Origin of the sequence: Actinokineospora cianjurensis (assembly GCF_003663795.1) — a bacterium.
Classification (GTDB): Bacteria; Actinomycetota; Actinomycetes; order Mycobacteriales; family Pseudonocardiaceae; genus Actinokineospora; species Actinokineospora terrae.
Genome location: NZ_RCDD01000003.1, coordinates 204,151 through 216,630, shown reverse-complemented (window position 1 = coordinate 216,630; position 12,480 = coordinate 204,151). Strand labels below are relative to the sequence as shown.

8 protein-coding genes are annotated in these 12,480 nt (G+C 71.6%); 3 read left to right on the top strand and 5 right to left on the bottom strand.

Features of this window, described 5'->3' with window-relative positions; all coding sequences use genetic code 11:
• Window positions 1-9: 9 nt before the first annotated feature.
• Window positions 10-1,359, bottom strand: a complete 1,350-nt coding sequence (locus tag CLV68_RS20650; protein WP_121392907.1) for a cytochrome P450 — start codon at window positions 1,357-1,359, stop codon at window positions 10-12.
• A gap of 236 nt (window positions 1,360-1,595) precedes the next feature.
• Here CLV68_RS20650 and CLV68_RS20645 point away from each other — a divergent pair, with 236 nt between their 5' ends.
• From CLV68_RS20645 to CLV68_RS20635, 3 genes are read left to right on the top strand one after another with little or no spacing between them, the layout of a single operon-like run.
• Window positions 1,596-2,249 (top strand): winged helix-turn-helix transcriptional regulator, encoded by a 654-nt coding sequence (locus CLV68_RS20645; RefSeq protein WP_121392557.1) that lies wholly within the window; start codon window positions 1,596-1,598, stop codon window positions 2,247-2,249.
• Between the two features lie 48 nt (window positions 2,250-2,297).
• The gene (locus CLV68_RS20640) at window positions 2,298-2,987 is read left to right on the top strand and encodes a crotonobetainyl-CoA--carnitine CoA-transferase (protein WP_121392556.1); all 690 of its coding nucleotides are present in this window, start codon (window positions 2,298-2,300) and stop codon (window positions 2,985-2,987) included.
• Window positions 2,988-3,033: 46 nt separating this feature from the next.
• Window positions 3,034-3,768: a DUF899 family protein gene (locus CLV68_RS20635; RefSeq protein ID WP_211346701.1), complete on the top strand. Its 735-nt coding sequence runs from the start codon at window positions 3,034-3,036 to the stop codon at window positions 3,766-3,768.
• On the opposite strand, the gene CLV68_RS20630 is transcribed toward CLV68_RS20635, so the two are convergent.
• Genes CLV68_RS20630 through CLV68_RS20615 form a run of 4 tightly spaced genes read right to left on the bottom strand, consistent with a single transcriptional unit; the run spans window position 3,765 to window position 12,434 of the window.
• Window positions 3,765-4,178 (bottom strand): acyl-CoA thioesterase, encoded by a 414-nt coding sequence (locus CLV68_RS20630; RefSeq protein WP_121392555.1) that lies wholly within the window; start codon window positions 4,176-4,178, stop codon window positions 3,765-3,767. The two genes, CLV68_RS20635 and CLV68_RS20630, sit on opposite strands and share 4 nt — an antisense overlap.
• Window positions 4,175-9,535, bottom strand: a complete 5,361-nt coding sequence (locus tag CLV68_RS20625; RefSeq protein WP_121392554.1) for a type I polyketide synthase — start codon at window positions 9,533-9,535, stop codon at window positions 4,175-4,177. The genes CLV68_RS20630 and CLV68_RS20625 overlap by 4 nt, the downstream gene beginning before the upstream one ends.
• Entirely contained in the window at window positions 9,532-10,530 is a 999-nt protein-coding gene (locus CLV68_RS20620; protein ID WP_211346700.1) for an enediyne biosynthesis protein UnbU, read from the bottom strand. Before CLV68_RS20620 ends, CLV68_RS20625 begins: the two co-directional genes overlap by 4 nt.
• Window positions 10,527-12,434 (bottom strand): FG-GAP repeat domain-containing protein, encoded by a 1,908-nt coding sequence (locus tag CLV68_RS20615; RefSeq protein WP_121392553.1) that lies wholly within the window; start codon window positions 12,432-12,434, stop codon window positions 10,527-10,529. The genes CLV68_RS20620 and CLV68_RS20615 overlap by 4 nt, the downstream gene beginning before the upstream one ends.
• Window positions 12,435-12,480 lie beyond the last annotated feature (46 nt).

Sequence of the window (12,480 nt, the reverse complement as noted above, 5' to 3'; positions counted from 1 at the left end):
CCGCGGGCTTCAACCGGTCGCCGGGAAGCGGCGGCGGGGGATCATGGGGAGAGCGTCGACCGGCATCGTCAGGGCCACCTTGGGACGAGGGGTGTGGCCGGGGACCGGTTCCAGACGCCAGCGGGAAGCGATAGAGGCCAGGGTCAGGGTCATCTCCGTCAGCGCGAACGGCTCACCGATGCAGGTGTGGTTACCGGTCCCGAACGGGATGTACGCGCCCCGCGGCACCGCGCGCGCCACGCCCACCTCCCACCGGTCCGGGTTGAACACGCCGGGATCGCGGTGCAGTGCCGGGTTGTGGTTCAGCGCGTGCGGGCTGTACATGATCGCCGCGTCCGCCGGGATCCGGTAGCCGCCGATGGTCGTCTGCCGCGTGGTCGTGCGGCTCAACGCCCAGCCCTGGGTGCGCAGCCGCAGCGTCTCGCTGATCACCTGCTTGGTGTAACCCAGGCTCGCCAGGTCGATGTACTCCGCCGCGCGCCCGGCCAGCACCCGGTCGGCCTCCGCGCACAGCCGCGCCTCCACCTCCGGGTGCGCAGCCACCTCGTGGCACGCCCAGGCCAGCGTGTTCGCGATGCTCTCCGCGCCCGCGATGAAGATCGTCATGACCTCGTCGTGCACCTGCCGGTCCGACATCGTGGCCTGCCCGTCGCGGGCCAGCATCAGGATCGACAGCAGGTCGCCGCGGTCCTCCGGGGCCGCCCGGTACGCCGCGACGACACCGTCGATCACCCCGCGCAGGTGCGACTCGGCCGCCCGGTAGCGCCGGTTGGCCGGGGTCGGCAGCCGCGCCAGCACCCCGGTCGGGTCCATCACCCGCCGGTACAGGCCGTTGAGCACCGTCGCGGTCGCCTCCCGGAACCGGTCCGCGTCCACCTCGACGCCCCCGTCGGCGGCGAACATCGCCCTGGTCAGGTTGGTCAGCGCCAGGTCGGCCATCTCCTGGTGCACCGCCACCTCGACCCCGTCCTGCCAGCCGCCGAACCGCGCGCGGGCCTGCTCGGTGATCTGCGCCGCGTAACCGACGATGCGCGAATGGCTGAACGCGGGCTGCATCAGCGCCCGCTGCCTGCGGTGCAGCTCCCCGTCCGAGATGCCCAGCCCGTTGCCGAACATCGCCCGGAACCGCTCGGTGATCGGGCCGCCCTTGCCGAAGGTGTCCGGGTCGCGCAGCGCGGACCTGATCAGCCCGGGGTCGTTGATGACGTACACGGTCTGCCTGCCAAGCCGGATCCCGATCACCGGGTCGGTGCCCTGCAACGAGAGCAGGAACTCGCGCGGGGCGCGCTTCATCAGCAGCGCGTGGCCGAGCACCGGCACCGCGCCGGGGGCGATCGCCGGGGTCAGCACATCCGTCACGGTCACACGAGACCTCCGGGGATGGGGAGTTAGCTCCTATAATGTATAGCCCCAAGGTCAACCCCGATTCGCGGTGGGACCAGGCATTCCCCGGGTTGCCGTCCTCCCAATGGGCGAGCTGTTAATACCATCGGGTGGTTCTCGGTGTTACTATTTGGATCGGGTTCGTCGGGCGGCGACCGGTTCGGGCAAGTCCTCGCCCGGGCAGTTCTTCCACAGGTGCCAGGGGAACGGTGATGGCGGGCAAGCGCGACTACGGGCAGTTCTGCGGGTTGGCCGCCGGGCTGAACATCATCGGCGAGCGCTGGACCCTGCTGCTGGTCCGCGAGCTGCTGGTGAGCGCGCTGCGGTTCACCGAACTGCTGGAGAATCTGCCCGGCATCGGCCCCAACCTGCTCGCCGAACGGCTGCGCACCCTCGCCGAGCACGGCCTGGTGGAGCAGCTGCCGGTGGCCGGGGACGGCCGCGCCAAGCAGTACCGGCTCACCGACCGCGGCCAGCAGCTGCGCGGCCCGGTGCTCGGCCTGGCCCGCTGGGGCATGCAGTTCCTCTCCGCCGACGACCGCGACGGCGGCGAGATCCGCGCCGAGTGGGGCATCATCGCCGTGCAGGCCATGGTGGACACCGGGCGGGTCCCCGAGCTGGACGACACCTACGAGTTCCGCGTCGGCGAGGAGACCTTCGGCGTCATCGTCGCCGCGGGCGAGGTGCGGTTCGTGCCCGGTCCGGCCGAGGGCGCGCGGGTGGTCGTCTCCAGCGACCCGGACACGTTCATCCAGATCGGCGCGGGCATGGTCAGCCCGTTCGACGCGCTGGCCGCCGGGCAGATCAAGCTGGAGGGCCCGGCCGACGCCATCCGCCGGTGCACCCGGTTGCTCGGCCTGACCTGAGGTCACGCGCGGCGGTCGGATCGCTTCGGAAAGTGATAGCCTGATCGTGTGGCGGTCGACCTGCGCGCGGTGGCCTCGGACTACCTGGCCACCCGGTTCCCCGATCGTGGCCCCGACTACCTGCGCCCCGCGGTCCGCGTGGACACCGACTTCTGCCGCCGCGTGGCCCGCCACCACGACCGGGCACCCCTGCGCGCCGACGTCGGCGACGCGTACGAGGCGCTGTGCCGCGAAGACCTGGCCCAGTACGCCGCGATCCAGGCCGCGGGCATTGTCGTCCGGCCTTGGCGCGGTGAAGGCCAGCCTTATGCCGACTCGCGGGCGTTGATCGACCAGGTGACCCGCACCGGGGTGCTCTGGCTCTACCTCACCCGATGCGGTCATGGCACCGCGACCGCGGCCGACCACCCCATGCTCGAACCCAGCGGCGTGGAGGTCGACGGCGAGCCGCTGTGCCACAACGACATCCTCCGCGTGGTGCACGACCTGTTCGGCCACGTCGCACTACGTGCCGGGTTCGGGCCTAGAGGCGAGTTCGCCGCTACCGGTGGTCACCTGCGGCTCTATCCCGCGGAAGCGTGGCCAGCGCTGTTCACCGAGCAGGTCGGGCAGATCTGCTGGTACTTCCACGGCGACCACCTCGCCACGGGCCGACCGCGCTACCCCGAGCAGAAGGTCTTCCTTTACCCGCAAGCCTTTCTCGACGAGTTCCTGAGCCAGGTCCAGCCCGCGCGGTGACGCCCGGTGCCGATAGACTCGCCGGCGATCACGAGGGGAACCGGCGATGAGCACAGGGAGAACCACAGTGAGCACCGAGCACTCGGTCACGATGTGGCCGAAAGGGGCCAGCGAGGAGTACGTCGCCGCGCGGGTCGAGTTGGACCGCGCCGAGCACGCGCTGCACGCGGAGGTCCACCGCCTGGCCGCACTACGCCGCGACATGCCCCAGGGACCGCTGCTCGACGACTACGAGTTCGAGGAGGGCCCGCTCGATCTTGGCCTGACCGAGCCGCTGACCAAGACCACGCTGCTCGACCTGTTCGGCGACCACGACACGCTGTTCGTCTACCACATGATGTTCCACCCGGGCGAGGAGCAGGTCTGCCCGATGTGCTCGCTGTGGGTCGACGGCTTCCACGGCGTGTCCCGGCACATCCTGCGCCACGCCGCGTTCGCCGTGATCGCCAAGGCCCCCGTGCCCGAGATCCGCCGCTGGGCCAACCGCCGCGGCTGGGACGGCATCCGCTTCCTGTCCAGCCACGCCACCACCTTCAACACCGACGTCGGCGCCGAGACCGACACCGGCGACCAACTCCCCATGGCCAGCGTCTTCCGCAGGGAAGGCACCCGCGTCCGCCACTTCTACACCCAACGAGCCAACTTCATGGACGACGCCGAGGGCGGCTTCGACCAGCTCAGCCCGGTGTGGCACATCCTCGACCTCCTCCCCACCGGCCGCGGCGACTGGTACGCCGAGAACGGCTACGCGGGGCGGCTGCGCGGCAACCTCGCGCCCTAGCTGTAGTCGTCCAGGGCGGCGCGGAGGTCGTCGGGGGGGTGGACCGGTTCCATTCCCCCTTCGGTCCTGCGCATGCAGGCCACTGTTTGGGTCCCGGTGGCGATGGTCTCGCCGTCGCGGGTGTAGTCGAAGTCCATGGTGATGCGGTTGCCGCCGCGGGTGGCCAGGCGCATCGATACCTCGATCTCGTCGAAGGCGAAGCACTCGGTGTAGAAGTTCATCCCGCACGACACCGTCACCAGGGCCAGGTCGCCGTCGCGGAGGGCGTCGAGGGCGGTGGGGGCGTGGTCGGCGAGGAAGTGTTCGCGGCAGTGGCCTTGCCAGTGCAGGTAGTGGGTGAAGTAGACGTTGCCGACGAGGTTGGTCTCGTCGAAGGTCACGCGGTGGCGGTAGGTGTAGGCGCGGGTCACGGGACGACCGCGGCGAGGGCGTGGCCGTCGACGAGCAGGCTGGCGACGCGGAAGTGGTCGTCAGCGCGGAGGGTGACGCAGGTGCCGTCGACGGACAGGATGGCCGGGTCGGCGGTCAGGCCCGCTCGCGCCAGTGCCCGCTGGATGGCTCGGGACCGGGCCGTGGAGTGCTCGGTGTTCTCGCCGGTCTTGTCCTGCAGCGTGCTCGACAGGTGATCCGGCTCGCCGGGTCCGGCGATCGCCGTCCACACGGGAGCGTCCAACTCGACCTGGCCGTCTGCCAGGTGGGAGCGGACTTCCAGGCGGTCGGCGACACCGCACTCGATGAGCCGCCTGCTCAACAGCGGGCCCACGAGCGGTGCCGGGATGGGCGTCGACCACTCGCGGGTGCCGACCGCGCGCAGGTGCAGTCCGTCCCAGCGGGCGATGTAGTCCCCGTCGGGAGTGATGACGTCCACGGTGAAGGTGAACTCGTCGGCCGTGTGGGCGAGTTCCCGCGCGCGGACGTAGGCCGGTCCGTTGTGCTTGCGCCACACCGTGATCGCGTCAGCGCCAACCGGGAGCACTGTGCGGTGCGGTAGACAGGCGAGCAGCACGTGAATGCTGGCGTCGAGCAACCCGGGATCCCCCAAGAGCAACTGTTGGGCGTGCACACTGGCGAACCAGTCGGTGCCAGATGTGTCTATCCAGGCCCCTACCTCGAAGGCGGAGAGGTAGTCGTACCGGAGAAGGCGCTCGAATCGTCCTGTGTGGAAGAACAGCGGGCCGTAGTAGGGATGCGGCGCACTACGAGCTGGGGGAGTCCCGCAGGGCTCCGCGGCCGGCGGTGCAGAGGCGGGTGCGACTGTCACGGACAGGCGCGCGAGGTCGAAGCGGTCACTGTCGTCACTGACCCTCGCACGCACCTGGTCGCCGGCGGCGAGGGTCGCGATCCGTACCTTCCTACCGTCGCCACCGGTGATGGGTGCGGGAAGCTCCAGGTCTCGGAAGGTCCACCCGTCGCGTGAGCCCGTGGTGGCCTGCACGGTCTGAGCGACCGCCTCCAAGCCCATCACCGCCGGTAGGACGGACACCCCGTCGATGCTGTGCTCGGCCAGGTAGGGATCATCGCGAGAGGTCAGCACTGTGTCCGCGACGACCTCCACCCCCGGGGTGACGGTTCGCGTGTCTTCCAAGAACCTCAGCAGCGGAACATCCGGGTGCGATAGGGCCAACGTCGCCGTGTCGGGGAAGCGGCCGCTGAGCATGACAGTCGTAGGAGCGTCCGGCTGCCCCAAGAGGTCGAGCAGCGCGGCCGTACCGGAGGCCGGGGTGATCGGCACGACACCCCGGGCAGCCAGGCCGTCCACGACCCCCATGCGGGCCCCCATCCCCACACCGGACCACAACGACCACTCGACGCAGTGCGCGCGACACCCCGGGTGCGCGGCTGCCCACTCGGTGAGCGCGTGCCGCAGCCACTCGTTGGCCACGCAGTACTCGGCCTGCCCGGTAAGACCCGTCCTGCCGATGATCGACCCGTAGGCCACCACCAGTCGCAGCTCATCACCCGCCGCGTCGAGCAGGTTGCGCAGACCGTCGACCTTCGGTGACACGGCACGGCGCAGTGTGGTGCTCTCTACAGCCGACATCACGCGGGGTTCGTTGACCGCCGCACCATGCAGCACCGCCCGCAACGGCCCCAGGGCCCGGGCCGCGGCCATCGTCCCCTCGGTCGCGCGCGGGTCGGTGATGTCAGCGGGGTGGTAGTGCGCGTCGACCTGCCTGCGCGCGGCGGCGAGACCATCGACGACACCGGGATCGGTGGCGGGCCTGCGCCCGGTGAACAGCAGCACGCACCCGGTCCGCTGGGCCAGCTCGATCGCGGTGTGCGCCGTGATCCCGGTGACGCCGCCGGTCACCACGCAGACCTCGCCCGCCCAGATCGGCAGGCCGCCGAGGTCGTCCGAGTGGAACAAGGCCGTGGTCAGGTGCTCGACGGAGCCGTCCGAACCGACCCGCAGCTCTTGGTGCCCACTGCCCGCGACCCACGTGGGATCCAGCGAGGTCGTCCCGGCCGGAACCTGGACGACGGTCGTAGCGACGTCAGGTAGCTCTACCTGCGCACTGCGTGCCACCGCCGCCGCAGCGGGGTGACCGTGGTGAACAACGACCACCACCGCAGGCTGCCGCTCCCCGATCTCTCTGAGCAGCGCCGCGACCTCATCGATGCCGGCGTCGTCGGCCAGATGCGCGACGAATCCAGTCCGACCTGGCGAGCCGGCCTGCGACCCGAGCCATGTCGACTGGGACGACCATTCGACCCCACTCGCGGCGCGGCGCGCGACACCCGGCACCCAGCGGTGCGTGAACGGCCGGACCCAGGTGTCCACCCCGCGCACCCCGGTCTCGGTATGGGTGTCGGCGAGGTCCAGCTCCGCCAGCACTTCGGCCGCCTCGCCCACGGTCGCGTCGGCGAAGGCCGGGAACGCCCGGGGGGTCTTGCGGCCCAGGTCGGCGGCGACCTGGGTGATGAGCGTGACGATCCGCAACGAGCTCAGGTGCAGGTCCCGCGACAGCGACGTCTCCCCGGTGATGCCCGAGAGCGCCAACTCGCACTCGTCGGCCAGCCGGGTCCGCAGGACCAGCAGCGGGTCGCCTCCGGTGTCCGCGGTCGCCACCACCACCGGCTCCCGCTTGGCGGACACGGGCTCGAGGTCGCCGTCGGCCTCGCACGGGTTGCGCAGGAACGACATGGGCGTGCCGGGCGGCAGGTACCGGTCGGAGCGGCCCGCGAACCACGGCGCCGGGTCGGCCACCCCTGCCGCGACCAGGGCGGCGGTGGCGACGGCGTGCGGGCGGCCCGATCCGCCGCAGTCGAGCGTGACGACCGGGACGTGCGGGGCGCAGTCGGCGACCAGGCCGCTGAGGGTGCGGCCGGGGCCGACCTCCACCAGCAGCCCGACCCGGCTCGCGAGGTCGGTGACGGCCGTGCGGAAGCGGACCGGTTCGGTGAGCTGCGCCACCAGCACGGCGCGCAGGTCCGCGTCGTCCAGCAAGGCGCCGGTGACGGTGGAGATCACCGGACGGCACGGGCGGCGGAAGTCGATCCCGGCCAGCGTCGCGCGCATCGGTTCCCGCACGGGGGCCATCGCGGCGCTGTGGAAGGCGTGCGACACCGCCAACGTGGTCCCGCCCGCGCCCGACGCGGTCGCGCGGTCCAGCACGGTCTTGATCTCGGCGGCCGGGCCTGCGACCGAGGTCCGCCGCGGGCTGTTGTCGCAGGCCAGCACGACCGAGGTGCCCGTGGTCATGGCCGCGAGCCGATCAGCGGGAACGTCCAAGGCCGCCATCGACGTACCGGGCAGGCCATGCTCGGACATCAACCGCCCTCTTGCAGCGGCCAGCCCCATCGCGGCGGCAGGGGCTAGAGCTCCCGCCCAGACCAACGCGGTGATCTCGCCCAGGCTGTGGCCGACCGCGCCGACGGCGGTGCACCCCAGGTGCTCCAGCCACGCGAGACCGGCCAGCGACTGCCGCATGATCGCGGGTTGCGCGGCAGCGGTATCGGTGTCCCCAGCGCGCACGGCCACAGGTAGCGCTGGCACGTCCAGGTTCGCGGCCCACGCGGGTAGCTCTGCCCGAACCGGGGCTGCCTGACCGGGAAAGACCAAACCGACCGCGGGAGGCGCGCCCTGAGCGAGGACGAATCCGGCCTTCGCGGCGACCGTGAGCGTCCCATCCCACGCGGTCAACCTCGCCGCGGCCGCCACCGCGGCGGCACCCAGTTCGGCAGGCCGGGACGCGACCAACGCGCACCGCACCGGCCCGTCCGCGCGACTGCTCGCGGCGACGTCATGCAGCTCGGCGTCGCTCAACCCGGCGAACCAGTCCGCGCGCGAGGCCAGCACCTCCGCCAACTCCGCCGCCGTCCCGGCCGCCATCAGCACGATGTCGTACCGGGGCGCGGCCACCACCGGCGCCACCACGTCCGCGGCCGGACGTGTCGACCCGACGACGACGTGGGAGTTGATGCCGCCGAACCCCAACGCCGACACCGACGCCAGCCGCGTCGACCGGTCCCACGTCTCAGGGGCGGCCAGCGCGCGCAGGGGGGTGTCAGGAGAGTGCAGCACCGGGTGCGGATCGACGCAGCCCGTGGTCGGCGGCAGCACCCCGGCCCGCACGGCCAGGACGGCCTTGATCAACCCGGCCGCGCCCGCCGCGGCCTTGGTGTGCCCGATGTTCGCCTTCACCGACCCCAACGCCGCCTTCGGCGCACCGGCCCCGCGCAACCCCGACAGCGCCAACAGCTCGGCCTCGTCACCCACCGCGGTCCCCGTGCCGTGCCCCTCCACCAGGTCCACAGCGGACGGTTCCACCCCGGCCATCCGGTACGCCAGGTCCATCGCCCGCCGCTGCCCGGCCACCGACGGCCTGGTCAGCCCGCCAGCGCCGTCGGCGGAGATCCCCCACCCGAGCAGCTCGGCGTACACCGGCATCCCGCGCAGTCGCGCCTCGTCCACAGTGGTCAGCAGCAGCACGCCGCAGCCCTCGCCGGGCAGGAACCCGGTCGGGTCGGCGTCGTAGACCCGCATCTCGTCCACCCCGAGCACACCCACGCGAGCGAACCCGACCAGCTCCAGCGGGTCGATGCTCAGGTCGACCCCGCCCGCCAACGCGAACCGCAGCTCACCGGCGGCCACCGCGCGCGCGGCGTGGATCACCGCCAGCAGGCTCGACGAACACGCCCCGTCCACGGTGTACCCGCCGCCGCGCAGGTCGAAGTGGTTACCGACCCGGCCCGCGATCGTGTTCGCCAGCGCACCGGCCAGGGTCTCGTCGGTCGGCGCCGGGAACCGGCCCTTGACCTCGGCCTCCAGCTCGGCCAGCACCACCGCGGCCACCTCGTCGGCCACCGCGCCCTTGCGCAGCGCCGCGCCCGCCGCCCGCGCCACGAACGGCCACCGGGTGCGCAGCTGCGCGGCCCGGCTGAACTCCCCGCCGAGCGAATTGCCCAGCACCACACCCACCTCGTCGCGCGGCAGCGTCTCCGCGTCGGGCACGCCGGCGTCGGCCAACGCCTCGGCGGCGGTCTGCAACGCCAACCAGTGCGTGTGGTCGACCGCCCGGTGCACCCCCACCGGCACCCGGAACGCGGACCGGTCGAACTCCCAGTCCCGCAACACCCCGGCGTGCGTCACGTAAGTGCGGTCCGGGTCGTCGCGCTCGCCGAGGTAGGCGGGCGACAGCCGGGCGGCCGGGATGCGGCGGAACGCCCGGCGGCCGGTGAGCACTGCCTGCCAGAGCTGGTCCGGGTCGTGGGCCTCGGGGTAGTGGCAGGCCATCCCGACGATCGCGACCCCCGGTCTGCTCACGCGGGCACCCGCCCCCGCGCCCTGGCCACCAGCAGCACGCCGCCGCGCAGCAGGCAGGTGATCACCAGCGCGAAGAACAGGCCGAACACGATGCCCAGCGACACCAGCACCCCGTAGATCGCGGCGGCGGTGAGCCCGAAGACCACCTGCCCGCGCCGGGCGGTCGGCGTGGACCCGGGGTCGGTGATCATGTAGTTGGTGAACAGGATGAACGCCACCCCCGTCATCGGCAGCAGCGCGCCGACCAGGGCGTGGTCGAGCACCAGCCACCGCACCAGCGCCTGGAGCACGAACCCGCCGACCCACGCGGCGATCAGCGGGATCTTCTTGGTCAGCCCGGCGTTGAGCATGGTGCCCAGCATCAGGATGCCCAGCGGGATCAACCAGGACAGCGTCCCGTGCAGCCAGTTGGTGAAGTGGTACGGCGGGGAGATACCGACCCAGTCGAACACCACGAGCGTGACGGCGATGCCGGTGTTCGACGGGTTGAGGACGTGCCGCAGCCTGCCCTTGATCCGCAACCGCACCACGTACTTGCTGGCGTTGCCCACGACAACCGCGAACAGGTAGGGCCAGAGCGAGGAGTTTCCATAGAGGAGCATCGCGCACGCCAACGCGCCGATATGGGCTGGTAGTAGGAACACGCCCAGGGCGCGCGCGCCGCCCGCGTACTCCGGTTGCCGTTCATACGCCCACGCGTCGAGGGTCTCGAAACCGATCGCGCTGGCGTACCCGACCAGCAGGCAGACGATGGGGGTGATCGGCGCCTGCTCGAACCCGAAGAACACGTGCCCGAGGATGGTGAACGCCGAGATCGACATGGCGAACCGTTGCAGCGCCAGCACTCGCGGGTCGCGCTTGCGCTTCACCGGGGCGACCTCAGGCGCGGCCTCTGCAACCGCAGGCGCGGCCGTCTCGGGTGCGGTCTGCGCGGTCGGGAGCGCGGTGATGCCGTTCGGGTGGACCTGGGTGGACTTGGTTGCCTCGGTGGTCATCGCGCCGCGACCTCTCCGTTGGGCTTGAGCTCGAACCGGTGGTGTCCCGCGGACAGGCGCAACGGCGCGCGGTGAAGGCCCGCGGCGTCCCGCCAGGTGACTGTCGCGTCGGCCGAACCGCCGCGAGGTAGCGCGAGATGCAGCTGAGCACCTGAGGCGCCCGCGTGTCCGTTGGCCGGGTAGAGCTGTGTCTTCTGCGCGGGCACCCCTTTGGTCGCGGGTACCTCGACCTGGGCGCCGATCGCGGGCCTGGTCCCGGTACCGCCGGGGGCGACGAGTTCGACCTCGGCGGCAGGTGGCGCGCCGGTCGCGGTGTTGAGCAGCAGCATCGAGTCGGCGAACTGGTTGGCCACGACCATGTCCAGCAACCCGTCGCCGTTGACGTCGCCGAGCGCGAACCCGCGTGAAGGTGCCTGCTGGGTCATCTTCAGCTGTCCGGCCAGGTCGAGGTAGCGCTCGTCGGGGCCGTCGACCCAGAACTTGTTCGCGTCGCGGGCGCCGGACAGGTCGTCGCCAGGGCCGAAGTTGGGCCAGGACACCGGGTACTTCAACAGCTCCGCGTTGCCCATGGCCAACTCTTGTAGCAGCGCCCAACGGTCCTTACCGGGGTCACCGAGGACGAATCCGGTGGCCTGGGTCAGTTCGTCGGTGCCGTCGTTGTCGAAGTCGCCCGCCTTGATGTCCCACGACCAGCCACTACGCGCGACACCTCGACGTTGGCTGTGCTCGGTGTAAGGGGCCGTGCCCGCGCGAAGATCCTCGACCGTCCCATCCGGGACGAACAGCATGTTGCTCTCCTGCAAGGCGTAGGTCTCGGTGATGTTGCTGACCGCGATGTCCGGCAGCCCGGTGCCCGAGGAGTAGGTGAACGTGACGCCCATGCCCTTGAACGAGTCCCGGCCGAGCACCTCCGACTTCGGCGTGACCATGTCCCTGGCGCCCTTGACCGGGGTGAACGACACCCGGCCCGGCGTGGAGTTGTTGACCAGCAACGTGTCCGGGCCGAAGTCGTTGGCCAGGTACAGCGATGGCAGCCCGTCGCCGGTGAGGTCCTGCATGCCGACCGCCAGCGTCCAACCGCGCAGCGCCTCGGCCGGGACGTCCGCGCTGACGTCGGTGATCGTGGGCTTGGCGCCCCGCACCCCGGTCGGCGTGGTCAGCAGCACCCGGCTCGGCCCGGCGTTGGCCGCGTCGCCCATGCCGTCCTGCATCCGCATCCTGGCGTCGCCGGTGGCGTTCGGGTCGAGGACCTTGGCGCCGTCGGGGAAGTAGTTGCCGACCACGATGTCCAGGTCGCCGGACCCGTCGAGGTCGCCGACGTTGAGCGCGGTCGTGTTCCACACCTGCATCGGCTCGACCAGTTCGGCGCCGGGCAGCAGCGCCGCGGACGGCGGTTGGCCCGGCGTGGCCTGGTTGAGGAACAACACCGGCGAGCGGCCCCAGTAGTAGACGATGATGTCGACCGCGCCGTCGGCGTTGATGTCCGCGGGCACGCAACCCATCGGCGCCATCGTCGCGTCCCACCGCTGCGGCTTCAGTTCGAACGCCGGGTACTGGGCGCCACCGGCCTCGGGCACCGGGCTGATCCGCACGGTGTCGTCGCGCGGGTCCACCAGGCACAGGTCGGCGGGGCGGCCGAGTCCCCGCAGGTCGGTCAGCGCGACGGCGGCGCCCACGGCCGAGATCCACGACTGGATCCCCACCAGGCCGGGCTGCACCGGCCGCACGTACCGCGCGCCCGCCGGGGTGGTGTTGACCGGCACCTGGCGGAACCCGAACCGGGCCGCCACGGTGTCCTGCTCGGCCTGGCTGGTCTCCGGCAACGCGGTGACCAGCCCCGCGGCCACGCACAGCGCGACCGCGACGACGGCGCTCGACGAGCGCCGGATGCTTCCGGACGGCATGGCAACCTCTCGCGATCGGCCGCGCGCTGGCAAGCCGCGCGGCCGG